The following is an 18,403-nucleotide window of genomic DNA, read 5'->3' on the forward strand; positions in this document are numbered from 1 at the left end:
ATTAGTACCCCTTCACTTCCATGAGCGCTTCGGCCAGGATGATTGCCTCGCGTGCTTCCTTGAGATCGGTGAGCAGCCCTGTATCGGGAATGGCGCCGGTGGCAACGGTGGTGCCGGCGAGTTCCGAAAAGATGCTGCTGAGCTCTTGGCGGTCCTGTGAGAGCATCCGGGACGACGTCAGTTTGATTCTGCTCAGCTCAAGCTCCAGCAGTGCCTTGTCGATGGCCTCGCGCCGGACTTGCATGATGGCCAGTTTTTCGGTGACGCGCTCGACACGGCCGCGCAGCATCGATTCCATCTTTCCTGCCACGATGTGGAGCTCGCAAAGAGCGGTGTAGGACTGCGGGGACCCGGAGTGCGCGGCGAGCTGCTCACTGACGTAATGGCGCCGTCGTTCCCATTTCCGGACGGCGGATTCGTATGGTCCCAACAGCAACGAGACCGCTGCCATCGCCTTGTCCAGCGAGCCGGCCCGGGTGTTCAGGCTGGTGGTGGCGGCGTCCAGCCGCGACAGGAAAGCGTCGTAGTTGTCCTGCTGCTGGGCGCTATCGGTAGTCACGAGCCACCCGCGTGCGGTGTCGCGAATCCCCTCGCCGGAATTTGCCCCCGTCCCTCATGGCAAGAGGATAGAGGCTCCGGGCCCGATGGTATAGCCCGGTGGCGTAGGGGCGGATTCGGATCCAGAGCGTCCTGGGACAAGGTCAACGACACCGCGCACGATAGAACCGGGGGTAGCACGGTGTCCGGGGCACGGACTGCTTCCGGGTCATGGACTCCGGCGGTTTCGGGAAGGCAGCGGCGGGGTAGTAACCGGCTACCTTCAGCATGTAGTTCGCCCACTGCGGGCCGGCGAGCATGTACCCGTCGATGGCCTTGTAGAACTTGCCGTTGACGGTGATGTTCTGACCGGGCCGCTTCTGGCCGTGGAGGGTGTCGCCGAAGAAGGAGGCCGTGGCGAGGCCGGACGTGTAGCCCACTACCCAGGTGGCGCCGTTGGTATTGGAGGTGCCCGTCTTGGCAGCGGTCGGAAACTTGTCCTGGACCTTGGGCTTGATGTAAACGCCTGACCCGCGCTTGAGCACATCCTGCAGCACGGAGTTGACACCGCGGGCGACCTCGGGCTTGATCGCACCGTGACAGGCGCTGGTCTCGGCCGGCAGCTTCTGTCCCGCTGCGTCGGTTACTGCCGTGATCGCTATGGGCGTGCAGTATTTGCCGTCGTTGGCGAAGGTGGCAAAGGCATTGGCCAGATGGAGCGGGGCCACGCCGATGGCGCCGAGCAGGTTGCCGAGCTGGTGCATGATGACCTGGGCGTTGTCCACGCCGCTGTGGATCCCTGCGGCGTCCACCATTTTTTGGATGCCGCAGAAATCCAGCTGGGCGGCCTCGGCGAAGGTGGCGGTGTTGATGGAGTTGTACAGCCCGTAGTTCACGGGCATGCGGCGGTAGTATCCCAGGTCATTGTTCTGCAGGTCGTCCGCGGCGCCGAGGGCTTTCTGCGCCGTGCTGTAGGCACCGAGCACCCTGCCGCAGCTTGACCTCCACCGGAATCCGAGGGGATAGGACCGCCGGGAGGCGTCCACCATGGCGGTCAGGGATTTGCCCTCGTTGAGCCATTCGGCGAACGTGAACGGTTTCATGGTGGAACCAGGCTGGAAGCCGCCGGCTCCGTTGAGGTCGTTGCCGTTGGCATCCTTGGAATCGACGTTGAAGTTCAACTGCGTATCGAATTTTCCGGGCGCCGGGAGAAAGACGGTGTTTTGCGCCATCGCCAGGATCTTGCCCGTTCCGGGCGCGATCGAGACCATCGCGGCCCCCCATTTGTCCGGGTTCGCCCCGGCTGTGGCATCCACCTGCGCCTGCGCGGCCAATTGGAGCCGGCTGTCCAGGGTGGTTCTGATGGTCAGGCCGCCGCGGAACAGCTTCCTCTCACGCTCGGCAATACCCGCGCCGTAGGCCGGGTTGTTGAGGATGAGGTGGGAAACGTAGTCGCAGAAGTACGGTGCCATTTCGGCGCCGGCGCATCCCTGCATCCCGGGGGTGATCTTCAGGCCCACCGGGGCGGCGACGGCGGCATCATGTTGCGCCTTCGAGATAGCGCCGTCCTTGAGCATTCTGCCGAGCACCTGGTTGCGTCGCTGGACGGCGTTTTCCGGATGGAGGGCGGGATTGTAGAAGCTGGGGCTGTTCACGAGACCTGCCAGCAGGGCTGCTTGCGGCAGCGTGAGGTCCTTGGCCGTGGTGTTGAAGAAATATCGGGCCGCGGCTTCAATGCCGTAGGCATCCCGGGCAAAGAACACGATGTTCAAGTACCCCTCAAGGATCTGGTCCTTGGTGAACCTCTTCTCCAATTCGACGGCGAGCTTCATCTCGCGAATCTTGTCGGCCATGCTCTTCTGCCCATTGAGGACAATCTGATCGCCCCTGTCCGCAGAGACCAGGGATTCATTGAGCACGTTGGTGACGTACTGCTGCGTCAGTGTGGAGGCGCCCTGCCTCCCGCCGCTGGTCAGGTTGGACACCAGCGCCCGGACAATCCCTTGGGGATCAATGCCGGCGTGCTCGTAGAAGCGGCGGTCCTCGATCGCGACGATCGCGTCCTTGACGTACGGGGACATCTGGTCGAGCCTGACCTTCACGCGGTTTTCCGCGAAGAAGGTTGCGATCGTTTTCCCGTCGGCGCTGAGCACCCTGGTCGACTCCGACGGCGGATCAACGGTCAGCTCCGACGGGAGGCCGTTGAACAATTTGATCGAATCGCTGACGGCGACACCGGTCGCGGCCACGGTGGGCACCAAGAGGCTGGCGGCCAGCACGCCGCAGACCGCGCTCGCTGTCAAGAACCCGAACAACCTCCACAGGGTCGGGGCTAGCAGGGAGCGGGGGCGGTTCCTCGGCGCCATGTTCGCTGAACGGGCTAGGTCAAGGAGTCGATGGCGACGGTGATTGCCAGGATGAGCGGGACGTCCTGGCCTTCAGCGACTTCGACGCCGTAGGACTCACGCACGCGGAACCATTTCTTGGAGATCGTGGCGACCGTGTGGCCGTCGCGCTCTATCTCGTATTCATGGTCGACGATGTTGCCGTGCGCCTTCATGTCGGCGCCGTCTTTCACATCGATGGCGAAGCGATCGCGGAGCCCGACCAGCGCCTTGTGGACCGTCGCTGCGGTGTCGCCGCCGCGCTCGATGGAGACCTTGTCCCGGATTGAGAGCTTGCGCTCCTGGATGTGCGCCACCTCGTTTCCCGAGGCGTCCTCCAAGACGAACGTGTCCCGGACACGAACTGCCTTGCCATTGACCTTGTAGGCGCGTCTGCCCTGGTCGTCTTCGATCCAGAAGTCATCGCCAATCGACAGCAATTTCTCGCGCATCTGAAACCGCTGGGCTGCGGGTTCGTCATGGCGGCGGCGTAATAGTCCCATGCCCTGACCATAGGCCCGTCCCGCAGGCCGGCGCCTCACCCGAACCGGATGGTCCGGGTGAGGGGCCAGGGAGGCGCCAAGCGGTCAGCTGGCAGGGATCACCAGGCCCTTGAATTTGGTCTGGATGAAATCCTTCATGTCCTGCGAGGTCAGGATCTTGTAGAGCTTCTGCACCCGCGGGTCATCCTTCATTTCGGCCTTCACTGCCAGGACGTTGTAGTAGGCGCTGTCCTTGCCCTCGACCAGCAGCTGCTTGTCGGCGCTCAGGCCGGCAGGTAGGGCAAATGCCAGTGTCACGATTGCCGCGTCCTTGTCGTTGAGGGCCTGCGGCAGGCTGGCGTTTTCGATCTCCGTGAACTGGAGGTTCTTTGGGTTGGCCTTGATGTCCTTGAGCGTGATCGGGTTTTCACTGACGTCAATCAGTCCCTTGGACGCCAGCAGCTTCAGGGCCCGGGCCTCGTTGGTGGGGTCGTTGGGGATGGCGACCGAGGCGCCGTCGGGAAGGGCCGCAAGGTTAGCCACCTCATTGGAGTACAGGGCCATCGGCGGCAGATACACCTTGCCCACGCTGACGAGGCTCTTGCCGGAAGCCTTGTTGTAGGTCTCCATGAAGGTGGTGTTCTGGAACAGGTTGGCGTCGATGTCGCCGTCGCTCACAGCCGCGTTGGGTGTGTTGTAGTCGCTGAACTCCTTGTAGTCCACGGTGAGGCCCTGTTTGGGGGCGAGTTCCCGCTGGACTTGCTTCAACATGTCCCCGGCGGGAACCGCGAGGGCACCGACCTTGATGGTCTCGGCGGCCCCGCCTTGGCTGGCGGAACCCGCGCCGCAGGCGGAGAGGGCGAGGATGGCGGCCGCGCCGGTCGAGGCAGCCTTCAGGATTTGTGCACGGAACATTTGGGACTCTTTCGCAGAAGGGGATGGGGCATTGGGGTGGGGTTTGCGGTTTTAGCTGGGGTTGCTGTTTTAGCTGGGGGTGCGGTGCGGTGCGGGCGGTGGCTACCGGTGGGACAGGCGCCGCGCCGCGAAGTTGCCCAGGGACTGGAAGACCTGCACCAGCAGGACCAGGAGGATGACAACTCCGAACATGTATTCCGGGCTGTAGCGCTGGTAGCCGTAGCGGAATGCGACGTCCCCGAGGCCGCCGCCGCCTACCGCGCCCACCATGGCGGAGTAGCCGATGAGTCCGACCACGGTGGTGGACAGCCCGAGCGCCAGGGCCGGGACTGCCTCGGCAACCATGACCTTGGTCAGGATGGTCCACCGGCTGGCGCCCAGCGACTGGGCGGCTTCGATGAGTCCCACAGGCACTTCGCGGATGCCTATCTCCACCAGCCGGGCGAAGAAAGGAATGCCGGCGATGGTCAGCGGGACAATCGCCGCGGTCGGTCCGATGAAGGATCCAACCAGCAGGCGGGTAAACGGAATGAGCAGGATCATGAGGATGATGAAGGGGACGGATCTGCCAATGTTCACCACGACGTCGAGCACGCGGTTGACAGCGAACCCGAGCGCCCGGCTGCCGAAGAGCTTCGCCAGCAGGCCACGGGATTCGGTGGTCACGAGCAGGACTCCGGCGGCCAGGCCGAAAAGAATCGTAAACAGCAGGCTGAGGCCAACGGTGTAAAACGTCTCTCCCGCGCCTTTGAGGATCGTGTCCAGCAGGTCCGACCAAAAGTACGGGTCGTTACGGTCGATCACTTGACTACCTCCACGAAGAGTCCTTGGGAACGGAGATCGGCCACGGCGGCGGCCACGGTCCGCTCATCACCGGGCAGCTCGAGCCGGGTGCGGCCCGTCTGGAGTCCGCGGACGGTTTCAACTGCGGCACCCAGGATTCCGACGTCGATGCCATGCTTGCGCGCCAGCTGGGCGATCACGGGCCGGTCGGTTTTGACGCCGCTAAAGGTGATGTCAATGATGGCGCTGGGCGTCTCCGGGATCTCTCCCATGGGGAACAGCGCCTGGCCCAGCAGGGATTTTTCTGTCGTCAGCAGCTGATCCACGGGTCCCTGCTCAAGGATCCGTCCCCCGCTCATGACGGCAGCGGAGTCGCAAATCCGCTTCACGACATCCATTTCGTGCGTGATGAGCAGCACTGTCAGCCCAAGGTCCCTGCTCAGTTTCCGAATGAGATCAAGAATCTGCCGGGTCGTCTCCGGATCCAGTGCTGAGGTCGCCTCGTCGCTGAGCAGTACTGTGGGGTTGGAAGCCAGCGCACGGGCAATGCCGACGCGCTGCTTCTGTCCGCCAGACAACTGTGCGGGGTAGGCGGAGGCCTTGCCGTGCAGGCCCACGAGTTCGAGGATCTCGAGAGCCCGGGAGCGCCGGGCTGCGCGCCCGGCGCCTGTGATCTCCAACGACAGTTCCACATTCGCCTGCACGGTCCTGCTGCTGAGCAGGTTGAAGTGTTGGAAGATCATGCCAATGTTGTGCCGTGCTTCTCGCAGGGCTGCGCCGGACAGTGTGGTCATCTCGCGGCCATCGACCTTCACGCTCCCAGAATCCGGAAGCTCCAGGGAATTGATGGTGCGGATCAGCGTGCTCTTACCGGCGCCGCTCTGGCCAACGACGCCGAAAATCTCGCCGCGGGCGACAGACAGCGCGACGTCGTCGAGGGCCCGGACCGCAGTCGGCCCGGAGCCGTAGCTCTTTGAGACCTGGCTGACGGAAATCATGGATGGTGCTCCCTGTGGTGGCTGGAATCGTCACGGAAGCGTTTCCGCAAAATTGGGTGCGGACTTTCGTCCGCACCCTTTCCTTAAATTCTGCCAATAAGGCGCTGGCGGCACTAAATCCGAATTTTCACTCTAGAAACGAGCTCCTGGGCCAAGATAATTCATCCGTTCCGAGGGGATCGGCTCGGAAGCGGCCGCCGCGTCCGGAAGTGCCTGGCGAATCGGGAACTCCACCGGCACCCATCGCGTCATGAGGGATTCATCACTTTGCTGGCCGCTCTGCGCCGCAGGGGCCTCAGCTGGTGCCGGATTGGCTCCAGCGTTGCTCGATCCGGCCAAATTTCCAGACGGCGAGCGCGATCAGCCAGATGACCACGAAGAGACCGACAATGATGTATCCGACGTTTTCCAGCTCCAGCGAGCCGATTGTGGCCGCCGGCCCTGAATTGATTCCCAGCTTGTCCGCCACGAGCCCGAGCAGCACGATGACGCCGACCACCAGTGCCACTACAACCGAGAGCACCGTGACTGTCAGGTTGTAGAACACCTTGCGGACCGGCTTGAGGAATGCCCACCCGTACGCCCGGGACATGAACACGCCATCGGCGGTGTCGAAGATGCTCATTCCGGCGGCGAACAGCACGGGTAGGACCAGGATGGCGTACCAGGGCAGGGAGAAGGCCGCGGAACCCGCTGCGAGGAGGAGCAAGGCAATCTGGGACGCGGTGTCGAATCCCAGGCCCATCAGCAGGCCGACCGGATAGACGTGCCATGGCTTGGCGATCCTGCGGATTGTTCCGCCAAGCCTTCGGGCCAGGAAGCCCCGGTTGTTAAGCTGATGCTCAAGCTCGGCCTCGTTCAGTTCGCCGGTGCGCATCCCGCGGAAGACCCGGACGATGCCAATCACGGAGACGAGGTTCACCAGCCCGATCAGGATAAGGAATGTCCCAGCGACGGCGCTTCCCACCAACCCCAGTGTCTGTATGAGAGCTGAGTCCTCGTTCTGCACGCTGCCGGCCATCGATCTCACGCCGAGGGCCAGGAGCAGCGCCGCGCCGAACACGACGGTCGAGTGGCCCAGCGAGAACCAGAAGCCCACCCCCAGAGCGGTCTGCCCCTCACCGACCAGCTTGCGGGTGGCGTTGTCGATGACGGCGATGTGGTCGGCGTCGAACGCGTGCCGCACTCCCAACAGAAAGGCCGTAACGCCCAGCCCCACCCCGTACACACCGGAGCGGCCCAGGGCGAAGTTCTGCGGAGCCACGGCCAGCGTCAGCACGCTCCAGCCGACCACATTGAGCAGGATGACGAAGCCGGTGATGCCCGCGAGATGGAACTTGTCCCGGCGTTCCCAGCGACTGCTTGTCGGTCGCTCCGGCTGCGCTGCAGGCAACAGGTTGCTCATAGTTCGTAAGGGTAGGCGCGGGGGTCGCCGCTGCCAAGACCTCGTGGACTGTGCCGGCCGGGTTGCCGCAGGCTTTACCTTCGCTTGCGCCGAAGAGGCCGAAACGCTCGGCCCTATCCGCGGCTGCGGCTGCCATGCAAGCATGGGGCTCACCGATCATGAACAGCACTTCGATCATGAACAAGCACCGATCATGAACAGCGAGGGGACTCGATGAAATCCAATGAACTACTGCTGGACGCCTTCGGCCGGATCCATGAGACGGTGGCCGACGCCCTGGCAGGGGTCGACGATGCCACGTTGCTCCGACGGCCCGCAGGCACGGGGAACTCGATGGCCTGGCTCATCTGGCACCTCGGCCGGGTCGAGGACGTGCAACTGGCTTCGGCCGCCGGCCTGGACCAGGTCTGGACCTCGCAGGGGTTTGCGGCCCGCTTCGACCTGCCCCTGTCCAAGCGGGACACCGGCTACAGCCATACGAGCGCACAGGTCGACGCGGTGCAGGCACCGCCGGAGCTGTTGCTCGAGTACTACGACGCTGTTCACCGGCAGACAGTGGAATTCCTGAAGACCCTCGGCGACAACGACTTCGACCGAATCGTCGATACCCGCTGGGACCCGCCCGTCACGCTCGGGGTACGGCTGGTTAGCACGATTGCCGATTGCCTCCAGCACGTGGGGCAGGCGGCCTACGCGAGGGGCCTGAACCCGGCGCCCGGGCACGGTTAGGACGGTCCCTGACATGGACGCCGCCGATATCCGCCAGCTCTTCCCCGGGCTCAAGGACACCATCTATCTCAACACCGCGACCATGAATGTCGGCTCCGCCCCCGCGAGGGAGGCCTACGAACTGGCGGCCGGGCGCTGGTCTGCCGGCCGGTTCGACTGGTTGGAAGCCGAGCGGGCAGGGGAGGACGCCCGTGCCATGTTCGCGGAGATCGTCGGCGCCACGGCCGGGGAGATCGCAATCGTTCCGGCCGTGAGCTCAGCCGCCGGGATCGTGGCCGCCAACCTGCCACCCGCCAAGCACGGAGAGAACGTGGTAGTCGCACAGAACGAATTCGTCTCGAACTACTATCCCTGGCTCCTGCTCCGGGAGCGCGGCTACGAGGTCCGCGCCGTGGCGCCGGGCGGCGACGGCGTGACGGCCGAGGCGTTTGGGCAGGCGGCCGACGGCGGCACGCGCCTGATCGCGGTAAGCGCCGTTCATTCGGCCAACGGTTACCGGACCGACCTGGCCGCGCTCGCCCGGGTCGCTGCCCGCTCCGGCGCCTGGTTCTTCGTCGACGCCTGCCAGGCGGCGGGCGCGGTGCCGCTGGACGTGGTGCGCGACGGCGTGGATTTCCTGGCCGCAGCGAGCCACAAGTTCCTGCTCGGCTCCCGGGGCATGGGCTACCTCTATGTCCGGAGCGGGCTGCTGGACCGCGTCCGGCCCATCGGCCCGGGCTGGAAGGCCGCCCGCAATCCGGCCGAAAGCTTCTACGGTCCGGCCATGGACCTCTCACCCACGGCCTCGAAGCTGGATGCCTCGCTGGCGTGGTTTCCCGCCCTGGCCGAGCAGGCGGCCCTCGGCATCTTCCGCCGGTTCGGCATCAATGCCTTGCTCGAACGCAACGCCCGGCTCGCGCTTCATCTGCAGGCCGCCCTGGCGGCGGAAGGCTCCGACTTCCGGCCCTTCACCGCGCAGCACCGCTCGACCATCGTCTCCGTTGCCGTGAGAGACACCGAGGCGGTGGTGGCGCGGTTCCGCCAGGCCAACGTGGTGGCGTCGGTCCGCGAGGGCAGGATCCGGCTGGCCGTACATTTCTACAACGTGGAAGAAGAGCTCGACCGAGTTGCCCAGTTGATCGGACGCGGCTGAGCGGGCACCGGACATGCCTCTCACGGCGCTGGGTGGTGAGGCGCCCGTCCTACTTCTTGTCGCTGCTGTAGGTAAGGCCGATCTGGCGCCTGATTTCGTCCAAGGCCTCCATGACCTGAACGCTCTGCCGTGGTGGCAGGATGTCGTTTGCAGTGGCACGTGCAGCAATGAGCCGCTCCATTTCCCGCGCCTGGTATTGCATTCCGCGGCCAGCGACCGGCTCTTCGAAGCGCTCGACGACGTTGCCGTCGGCGTCGTACCGGGTGAAGGCTGTGTGCTCGTACCAGACTGACGGGATCTCGATTCGGCCTTCGGTGCCGATGATCGAGGCCTGGTTCGGACCCGCGGTGTCGAGGGCGCAGTGCAGCACGGCCTGCTGCCCGTCCCCGTACTCGAAAATCATGGCGGTCTGCCGGTCAACACCGGTTTCAGTCATGCTGGCTGCTGCCCGGATGCCGGCGGGCGCTCCGAAGACGTCGAAGGCGAAGGACACGGGGTAAATGCCCAGGTCCAGGAGCGCGCCGCCGCCCAGTGCGGGGTCGTTGAGGCGGTGCGTCGGATCCTTGGGCAGATTTTGGTTGTGGTCCGCGATTACTGTCCGGACGTCGCCCAGGGCGCCGGATCGAATCAGTTCACGGATGCGGACCATGTGCGGAAGATAGCGGGTCCACATGGCCTCCAGGGCGATCAGTCCCTTCGACTCGGCGAGCTCCACAATCTCCCGGGCCTGCCAGGCGTTCATGGCGAAGGGCTTTTCAATCAGCACGTGTTTGCCGGCGGTCAGGGCCAACAGCGCATTTTCGTGGTGGAACGGGTGCGGCGTCGAAATGTAGACAATATCCACGTCCGGGTCGGCCACGAGGTCCTCGTAGCTGCCATGGGACGAGGGGATCTGAAACCGGGCCGCGAACTCCGCAGCCGACGCCAGGTTTCGGGAGCCCACGGCCTGGACCACTGAGCCGTCGCCAATCAGGTCCGGCGTTTGCAGCCCGGCGATGAACCCCGTGCCGAGGATGCCCCACCTCGGGACGGGTTGGGCAATATCTGCGGACTCGGGGGCGGCGTAATCTGACATGCGGTGGGTTCCCTTCGGGCTGTGGTCACGAAAGCGTCCGGCGGCTTCTAGTTGCGTCGGCAGCTTCCCAGGACGTGTTCGTATCCTAAGCCCGGAATCCGTGGCTCACGGTGTGAGGGGGCCCCGAAGCACGCGCAGGGCAGCGTCGGCATCGCCTTCAATGAGGGCGACATCCTCCAGGCTGGACCGGCCCCACAAGCCCAGGTACATGGCGGGCACCGGGGCGGAGATCGATGCCACGGCCGGACCAGGGCCCAGCGTCCAGCCCGCGGCCCCGGGCACCTGGAAGGTCACGGCCCTGTCCGGGGGCGGCATCCGGCCCAGTCGCAGCTGGCGCGGCGCGAACATCGCCAGGACCTCGTCGACGCCGTCGAGCATGAAGTCGTCCCCCAGGACGGGGATGTCAGAGCCAAGCGCCTGACAGGCGTCGATGAGGTGGATGGAGTGTTCGTGGGCCTGGCGCCGAAGCCAGAACCCGGCGGTGTGCGGCGGCGGGCCGAAATCCCAACACGGTTTCTCTGGGTCAACTGCCGTCATCGTCTCGAGGAAGGGTTCCGTGCCCTCGAGGAACCAGGCCGCGGCGCCCTCGGCCGGCGGTGCCGGTTCATTGACGAAGGCGCCCCCGCGGACCACGGCGGCGGCCCACCGCTCGATTGATCCGAGATGCCCGAATAGCTGCTCGAGCGTCCAGTCCGGGCATGCCGGCACGGTACGGGCAAGCCGGTCCTCAGACTGCCGGGCGAGCGTGCCAAGATGGTCCAGAAAGCCGGCCAGCTCGGCCAGGTATCGATCGGGCGACATGGGATGAGCCTAACGCGACGAAGCAAAGATTCCGGCGCGCCGCGGCCTCCTCCTTGCGGGCCGGGCTTGTGCGCCTAAACTGCGTCGCATGCGTCCCACACGAGTGTCGCGGCAATGAGCGGATATCCGGCGTCGGCGCCGTTGACTGAGCGGTTTGCGGCCCAGTCCGTGATCGAGGAGCTGCTGGCAGTCCAGGAGCTCGTTCCGCCGCGTTCGCTGCTCAGGCGGGTGTTCGGTGCCAGTCCGTTGAGCGACGCCAGCTGGCCCTGGTACCGCGGTGCGCTGGGCGAGATCGCCGTCGGCAGGGTCCTGGCAAAGCTCGGACCCGAATGGTTGGTACTGCATGCCGTCCCCGTGGGCTCCGGCTGGGCGGACATCGATCATGTGTTGGTCGGTCCCGCCGGCGTCTTTACCCTCAACACCAAGAACCATGCGGGCCAAAATATCTGGGTAGCAGGGCAAACCCTGATGGTCTCAGGAAAGAAACTCCGCCACCTCAATAACTCCGCGCACGAGGGCGCCCGGGCCTCGAAACTGCTCAGCACCGCAGTTGGCGCCGCCGTCGACGTCACGGCGGTCGTGGTGATCGTGGAACCCAAGCGGCTGACGATCAAGGAGAAGCCGCGCGAGGTGATTGTGCTGAGCGATCGGCAGGTCCTGGGGTTTCTGCAGCGGCGCAAAGCTGTGCTGGACGCGGAAGAGGTCCAACGCGTCGCTGCCGCTGCCGTCAATGCCCGGACCTGGCACACGAAGCCCGCTTTCCCAGGCAAACCGGATGAGCTCAAGACGAACTTCGCCGCCCTCCGGAGGTTGGTTGATCAGGCACGACGGCGCCGGGTTGCGTGGGTGCTTGGTGTTCCCGCCGCGGGCTTTTTGGTGTTGGCCACGGCAGGTCCGCTGGGTGCGGCAATCCTGCACGCAGTGATGAACCGGTAGGGGAGACCCCTCCAGCGAAAGGCGCGCGCCGCCGTCGCGAAAAAGGCTCGGGCCGGGACGCTGAGACGTTCCCGCACGCCCGCCTGATCCCGATGGGGAACGGCCTTGCCAGCCCGGCAGTTCCCCATGCCCGCGCGTTCCCTTGGCTGAGCGGTCCCCTTAGTTGCGCGCTTCCTGTACCCGCGCATTCCCTTGGCTGCGCGCTTCCCCTAGCTCAAGGTGTGGCCGCTGCCTCGCGCCTGAAAATGATGTGCTGCCGCGCCAGAACGAAGTGCGCCTCGGCCCGACATTTCCGGCGAAGCAGGTAGCTAATTGCAAAACCCAAGTAGCCGCCAAGTAGCCACCTGAAGAAAACCCGAATCGCCCTCGAGAAGTCGAGTAGCATCCACTCGCGCGCTCCCCAAGCCCCCGCTTTTAGGCTCCGAAGTACTGGGTTAATAAAGTCAATGTAGTGGTCAGAAACGGGTCTCAACCATGGGTGATCAGACAGATATTTGGGTGTCGTCCGGGCATTTAAGCGGCCGTCAACGCGGTGGACGAAGGGGAGGGCCGCCGCAGCGCCCAAAGCATCGAGCGGCCCCAATTCGCGCAACGTGGTCCCGGCAACGCCCGTGGTCCCGGGGTGCCTGGGCGTCCCTGTTGTCAGCATCGCTCGCATTTGCCGGGCTGGTACTGAGCGGGCCCGCCGTCGCGGACGTGGGGACCATCGCCTACGATTCGCTGCGGTCTGGTTGGGACAAGGACGAGCCCGGGCTCTCGCCATCGGCGGTCGCCTCCTCTAACTTCGGCAGGCTATTCTCCGCGAAAGTGGATGGACAGGTGTACGCCCAACCGCTCGTGGTCGGCAGTACCGTGATTGCCGCGACGGAAAACAACGCGGTCTACGGGCTGGACAGCGCCACCGGCGCTGCAAAGTGGACTCGCAAACTCGGGCCAGCGTGGCCGGCGTCGACGGTGGGTTGCGGCGACCTCACACCCAACATCGGAGTCACGTCCACTCCCGTCTACGACCCGGTGACGAAGAGCGTCTACCTGCTTGCAAAGACGAATGACGGCGCAAATGCCAAGCTCCCGCACTGGTACATGCATGCCCTGGACGTGGTGACCGGTGCGGAGAAGCCCGGGTTCCCCGTCGTCATCCAGGGCGCGCCGACAAATGACCCCACCCGGCCGTTCAACCCGATGACAGCGATGCAGCGTCCCGGGTTGCTGCTTCTGAACGGGGTCGTATATGCAGGATTTGCCAGCCACTGCGACTACGCGCCGTTCGTCGGCTACGTCGTCGGCGTATCGACCGCCGGCCGGCAGACGACGATGTGGGCGACCGAATCGGGCAACGCCAACGCGGAGGGAGGTATCTGGCAATCCGGCGGAGGACTGGTGTCCGATGGTCCCGGTCAGATCCTGCTCACCACGGGGAACGGCATTTCCCCCAAACCAGGTCCGGGAACGAAGCCGCCCTCTACCCTGGCAGAGGCGGTGGTCCGGCTCCGGGTCGGCAGTGACGGCAAGCTGGCCCCCACCGATTTCTTCAGCCCAGCCAACAACGCGAAGTTGAACCTCAACGACGCCGATCTGGGAGCCGGGGCGCCCGTGGCGATCCCGGACGGCTACGGCACCGCTGCACACCCGCACCTGCTGGCCCAAATCGGCAAGGACGGCACCATGTATCTGCTGGACCGGGACAACCTGGGCGGCATGGCGCAGGGGCCGGGCGGGACCGACGCCGTCCTGGACAAAGCCGGTCCATACAACGGAGTGTGGGGGAAGCCGGCGTTTCTCGGGACCAGCACCGGTGGATACGTCTACGTCGTCGAGAGCAACGGGTTCCTTCGCGCGTTCAAGCTCGTGCCGGGCGCTGCGGGAGGGGTCAGCCTCGCCGCCGTCGGGACGTCCACCGGCACGTTCGGATTCAGCTCGGGTACGCCGGTGGTGACGTCCTCCGGTATGGACGGGTCCTCGGCCTTGGTTTGGGTGGTCTACGTCAGCGGAGGTACGGGGGCGGGTGCGGAACTGCGCGCTTACCGTGCACTACCGGACAACACAGGGAACCTCAAGGAGGTGTTTAGCGCCCCATTGGGTACCGGGGCCAAGTTCTCCTCGGTGGCCACCGACCGGGGCCGGGTATACGTCGGCACCAGGGACGGGCAGGTCATAGGCTTCGGCGCCCCGACGACCTCAGCGGTAGGGGCAACGAACACCGACCTGGGCGCAGCCCCAGTGGGTTCTACTCGCACGGGGACCGTGACGATCACGGCGTCGCGGGCGGTGACGGTCAACACCGTCACGGCCAGTGCCCCGTTCGATCTTGGAGCGACGCTGACGTTGCCTCGGGCGCTGGCGAAAGGCGGCAGCATGACGCTCCCCGTGACGTTCTCGCCAGCGGTTCCGGGCCAGGCAGACGGCACGCTCACGGTCAAAACGGCCGACGGCGAGACCAACCTTCTCGGCGTCCACGGTGTCGGTACCAAGGACGGGCTGGGCGCGACGCCGGCGGTGGTGCAGTTCACCGACGTGCCAACAAAAACGGTCAGCCGGGGAACGGTAAATATCGTCAACACGGGCACCACCGTCGCCAAGATCACTGGAGTTACCTTGCCGGCTAACGCACAACTCAGCGTCGACCCCGCCACGGTGCCGGTCGTGGGGCGGACGGTCCAGCCACTGGCGTCGCTTGCCGTGTCCATTTTGTTCAGTCCGACGTCGGCGGGTCCGGTCACCGATTCTCTCGTCGTCGCCAGTGACCGCGGGAGCGTGACCGTAAAGGTGGCCGCGACCGCCGTCTCCGGCGCGGCGCACCTGCAAATGCCGGGCGCGCTGGACTTTGGTGATGTCCCCGTTGGGACCTCAGTGACCCGGGCCTTCCAGATCACGAACACCGGAAACGTCCCCATGACCATCACCAAGGCGAAGGCGCCGCAGGGGGTCTTCTCCACAGACAGTCCCATCGCCGAGGGGTTGAAGATACCCGCAGGCGAGTCTGCCTATCAGTCCGTGACGTTTACTCCGACGAAAGTGGGTCAGGCCGGAACGCTCGACACTTTCTACCTGATCACTGCTGACGACGGCCAGGGCGCGCTCAAGACAATGCTCACGGGGAAGGGCACGGACGACCCGATAGCTGCCTACGCGTGGAAGGTTGGCGCCGGCGACCCGCGGTCGAAACTCGGCCGGTCGCTGGCCTTGGAGTATGACGTGGCAGGCGGGAAGTGCCAGGACTATGTCAGGGGGGTGATCTGCTGGTCACCGACTACCGGGGCGCATGCGCTCCTGGGCGCGATCTACGGCCATTATAAGGCCGCCGGCGGTGCCGCCGGTGCGCTCGGCTTCCCGACCACCGACGAGAAGGCTACCAAGGATGGGGTGGGGCGGTACGTCCATTTCTCCGGTTCGGGTGGGTCCTCAATTTATTGGACGCCGACGACCGGGGCGCACGATATCCAAGGCGAAATCCGTACCAAGTGGGCGTCGCTAGGCTGGGAGGCAGGACCGCTGGGCTATCCGACCACCGACACGAAGGGCTCGCCGGACGGGATAGGGAAGTTCAACCATTTCTCGGGTGTGGTTGGGCACTCGATCTACTGGTCGCCGAAGACGGGGGCGCACTGGATCAGCGGTGCGATCCGGACCAAGTGGGGGTCCCTGGGCTGGGAGACGGGACCGCTGGGCTATCCGACCACCGACGAGAAGTCCTCGCCGGACAAGATAGGGAAGTTCAACCACTTCTCGGGTGCGGTCGGGCACTCGATCTACTGGTCGCCGAAGACGGGGGCGCACTGGATCGCCGGTGCGATCCGGACCAGCTGGGGTTCCCTGGGCTGGGAAACGGGACCGCTGGGCTATCCGACCACCGACGAGATGACCCCGCCGGACGGGGTGGGGCGGTACAACCACTTCTCGGGCGCGGTTGGGCACTCGATCTACTGGTCGCCGAAGACGGGGGCGCACTGGATCGCCGGTGCGATCCGGTCCAGGTGGATAGCGCTTGGCTGGGAGAGAAGCCGCCTGGGCTATCCGGCCCGGGACGAGTACTCGGTTTCCGTGGGCCGGGCATCGGACTTCCAGGGTGGCCGCTTGACCTATAACTCGACCACCAGGCAGGTCACCGGATAGCGTTTGCCGACGCCGCTGGGGTCCGGAGCTCCCGGACCCCAGTGGCGTTTCGACTCGGTTGCGCTGGACCTCATCGGTCTGGTGGGATCCTGGACTTGATTGTGCTGGACCTCATTGGTCTGGTGGGTTCCTGGACTTGATCGCGCTGGACCTCATTGGTCTGGTGGGTTCCTGGACTTGATTGCGCTGGACCTCATTGGTCTGGTGGGTTCCTGGACTTGATCGGCATGGTAGCGGGCGAGTGCGGCGAGGGCTGATGATGGAAGCAGGCGGATTTCCGCCAGCATTGCGATTCATCATCGCGCCGGTGCATGAGATCGCGCACAAGCTCCGCCGCGCCGAGGAGTGATCTGATGAGCCAAGTTATCCAACGCCTGCTTGCTGCATTCAATGACCACGACCTTGAGGCAGCCGCCGCGTTGTTTCATGAGTCGTACAACAGCGTGCAACCGGCCCACCCGGCCAGGGCATTTGTGGGGCGGGCGCAGATGCACGCCAACTGGGCGGCGATATTCGCTGGCATTCCCGATTTTCACGCAGAAATGCTTCGCTCCGTGGATGACGGTAACACCGCGTGGAGCGAATGGTCCTGGGGCGGCACCCGCACCGACGGGCAGCCCTTCGACATGCGCGGCGTGACCATCTTCGAGGTGGAGGACGGCCTCATAACGGGCGGAACGCTGTTCATGGAAGAGCTTGAACGGCAGGACGTGGGCATCGCAGAGGCCGTTCAGACACTGACGGGCCACCTACCGGAGCAGTCCCCGGGCGCAGCGGACTGAGTTGCTTGGGGTTTAGGCGGCCGGAGGAAGGCTGGGCGCGCGTCGACGCATTTTGGCTTGGTACCGGAGTTGGCGTTGGCGCCGTTGCCGGGAGCCCGGCTGGTCTGTGGCTGTTGAGCCGAGCGGTGTCCCCGGGAGGGGTGGTGCGGTGGAGTGGTAGGTGTGGCCGGTGGGGGTGGTGAGTTCGATGGTGTGCCTGTTACTGCTGCGCCCGGGCCCGGCTGCTGGACCGGGTGCTGGTCGGGGTCCAGAGTCCGCGAGTTGTGGGTGCGCGGGGTTTACGGGACGGGCTCGCCAGCCGGGGGTGTCTTTGGTGTGGTTGCAGGCTTCGCAGAGGCCGGCGCCGTTGGTCTGGGTGGTGGGGCCGCCGTGGTGCCAGGGGATGATGTGGTCCAGGTGCCGGATCGGGGCGTCGCAGTAGGGCGTGCGGCAGGTGTCGTCCCGGGTCTGGATGAGGCGGCGGAGCCGGTGCGGGAAGATCCGGGCCCGGGAGTCCATGGCGACGAGCTCGCCGGTGCGCGGGTGGGTGTAGAGCCGTCGGAGCCAGACGGTGAAAGCGTTCGCGTCGGCGTCGGCGTCGGCGTCGGCGTCGGCGTCGGCGTCGGCGTCGGCACCGGATGCGTCACTGGGTCTCTTGGGGCGGCCGGGTCCCGGGGGTCCGCCGGCTGTGCCGCCTGGTTCGGGGGGACCGGTGGTTGACTCGCCGGATTCCTGTGGGCCGTTTTGTCCGGATGAACTGATGCCGGCTGTGCCGTCCTTGGCGTTGGTGGCGTTGGTGGCGTTGATGAGGGTGCGGGCCCAGCCGGCGGGGACGGTGCCGTAGCCGGGGATCCGAGCCGGTTCACTGTCGGCCTGGAAGAGGGTGCGGTCGGTCATGACGACCTGGATTTCGACCCCGGTGATCCCGCCCGGCGTGCCGGTGCAGCGCTCGACGAGGGTGTCGGCCATGGCCTGGCCGCGGGAACGGGGGTCCCCGGCGGCCCGGAGGGTGTCGGCGTGCCGGCTCAGGGCGGTGTAGATCCCGACGCCGGCGGTGACCGGGAGCAGGGCGGTGAGGTAGCACATGGTGTCCGGGGCCGGGCGGAGGCTGACATACCGCTCGGACATGGCGTGCGCGGCGCGGTCGGTGACGGTGCGCGGGTCCAGCCGGTACGCGGCGGCCCGGGCGGTGGCCACCAGCCGCCGGTCACCGGCCCCGGCGAGGGTCCCGGTGTCGGGTGCGAGGTGTTCGTCGACGGCGGACCGGTCCGCGGCGGTCAGGCACGCGGTTTCGCGCACGAGCAGGGTGGCGCGCCATTCGTTCAGCTGCCCGGATTCGAGCGCGGCGAGGG

General features: G+C 65.6%; 15 protein-coding genes. 5 read left to right on the forward strand and 10 right to left on the reverse strand.

The features are described 5' to 3' along the window. Window position 1 precedes the first annotated feature (1 nt). The 7 genes from AC1DKQ_RS20645 to nicT form a co-directional block, all read right to left on the reverse strand. The gene (locus tag AC1DKQ_RS20645) at window positions 2-559 is read right to left on the reverse strand and encodes a hypothetical protein (RefSeq protein ID WP_476886157.1); all 558 of its coding nucleotides are present in this window, start codon (window positions 557-559) and stop codon (window positions 2-4) included. Between the two features lie 142 nt (window positions 560-701). Beyond that, window positions 702-2,903, reverse strand: coding sequence for a transglycosylase domain-containing protein (locus AC1DKQ_RS20650; protein WP_476920041.1), 2,202 nt, complete (start codon window positions 2,901-2,903; stop codon window positions 702-704). Between the two features lie 14 nt (window positions 2,904-2,917). After that, complete coding sequence (locus tag AC1DKQ_RS20655) at window positions 2,918-3,424, reverse strand: LURP-one-related/scramblase family protein (protein ID WP_476920042.1); 507 nt, start codon at window positions 3,422-3,424, stop codon at window positions 2,918-2,920. Between the two features lie 84 nt (window positions 3,425-3,508). After that, window positions 3,509-4,318, reverse strand: coding sequence for a MetQ/NlpA family ABC transporter substrate-binding protein (locus tag AC1DKQ_RS20660; RefSeq protein WP_476920043.1), 810 nt, complete (start codon window positions 4,316-4,318; stop codon window positions 3,509-3,511). 102 nt (window positions 4,319-4,420) lie between these two features. After that, on the reverse strand, window positions 4,421-5,122 hold the full coding sequence (locus tag AC1DKQ_RS20665; RefSeq protein ID WP_476920044.1) for a methionine ABC transporter permease: 702 nt from the start codon (window positions 5,120-5,122) through the stop codon (window positions 4,421-4,423). Beyond that, a complete protein-coding gene (locus AC1DKQ_RS20670) occupies window positions 5,119-6,099 on the reverse strand; it encodes a methionine ABC transporter ATP-binding protein (protein ID WP_476920045.1) in 981 nt (326 codons plus the stop codon). The genes AC1DKQ_RS20665 and AC1DKQ_RS20670 overlap by 4 nt, the downstream gene beginning before the upstream one ends. 295 nt (window positions 6,100-6,394) lie before the next feature. Beyond that, window positions 6,395-7,504, reverse strand: coding sequence for a Nickel transporter NicT (nicT, locus tag AC1DKQ_RS20675; RefSeq protein ID WP_476920046.1), 1,110 nt, complete (start codon window positions 7,502-7,504; stop codon window positions 6,395-6,397). A 213-nt stretch (window positions 7,505-7,717) separates the two neighbouring features. Here nicT and AC1DKQ_RS20680 point away from each other — a divergent pair, with 213 nt between their 5' ends. Both AC1DKQ_RS20680 and AC1DKQ_RS20685 read left to right on the forward strand, forming a co-directional pair. Further along, entirely contained in the window at window positions 7,718-8,233 is a 516-nt protein-coding gene (locus tag AC1DKQ_RS20680; protein WP_476886150.1) for a mycothiol transferase, read from the forward strand. Between the two features lie 13 nt (window positions 8,234-8,246). Then, window positions 8,247-9,365 carry an aminotransferase class V-fold PLP-dependent enzyme gene (locus AC1DKQ_RS20685; protein ID WP_476886149.1) on the forward strand — a complete coding sequence of 373 codons (1,119 nt, stop codon included), beginning with the start codon at window positions 8,247-8,249 and terminating at the stop codon, window positions 9,363-9,365. 49 nt (window positions 9,366-9,414) lie between these two features. Here the strand turns inward: AC1DKQ_RS20685 and AC1DKQ_RS20690 are convergent, their stop codons facing one another. Next, window positions 9,415-10,440, reverse strand: a complete 1,026-nt coding sequence (locus AC1DKQ_RS20690; RefSeq protein ID WP_476886148.1) for a Gfo/Idh/MocA family protein — start codon at window positions 10,438-10,440, stop codon at window positions 9,415-9,417. A gap of 105 nt (window positions 10,441-10,545) precedes the next feature. Further along, window positions 10,546-11,241: a maleylpyruvate isomerase family mycothiol-dependent enzyme gene (locus AC1DKQ_RS20695; RefSeq protein ID WP_476886147.1), complete on the reverse strand. Its 696-nt coding sequence runs from the start codon at window positions 11,239-11,241 to the stop codon at window positions 10,546-10,548. Between the two features lie 114 nt (window positions 11,242-11,355). Between AC1DKQ_RS20695 and AC1DKQ_RS20700 the strand changes: the two genes are divergently transcribed. The 3 genes from AC1DKQ_RS20700 (at window position 11,356) to AC1DKQ_RS20710 (ending at window position 17,072) form a co-directional block, all read left to right on the forward strand. After that, on the forward strand, window positions 11,356-12,177 hold the full coding sequence (locus tag AC1DKQ_RS20700; RefSeq protein ID WP_476886146.1) for a nuclease-related domain-containing protein: 822 nt from the start codon (window positions 11,356-11,358) through the stop codon (window positions 12,175-12,177). A gap of 639 nt (window positions 12,178-12,816) precedes the next feature. Continuing rightward, window positions 12,817-16,290: an Ig-like domain-containing protein gene (locus tag AC1DKQ_RS20705; RefSeq protein ID WP_476920047.1), complete on the forward strand. Its 3,474-nt coding sequence runs from the start codon at window positions 12,817-12,819 to the stop codon at window positions 16,288-16,290. Between the two features lie 353 nt (window positions 16,291-16,643). Beyond that, window positions 16,644-17,072 (forward strand): nuclear transport factor 2 family protein, encoded by a 429-nt coding sequence (locus tag AC1DKQ_RS20710; RefSeq protein ID WP_476886144.1) that lies wholly within the window; start codon window positions 16,644-16,646, stop codon window positions 17,070-17,072. Window positions 17,073-17,084: 12 nt separating this feature from the next. On the opposite strand, the gene AC1DKQ_RS20715 is transcribed toward AC1DKQ_RS20710, so the two are convergent. Next, window positions 17,085-18,403, reverse strand: a 1,319-nt coding sequence (locus AC1DKQ_RS20715; protein WP_476920048.1) for an HNH endonuclease, incomplete at its 5' end; no start/stop codon positions are given.

It is taken from the genome of Arthrobacter sp. 05L421 (genome assembly GCF_056397785.1).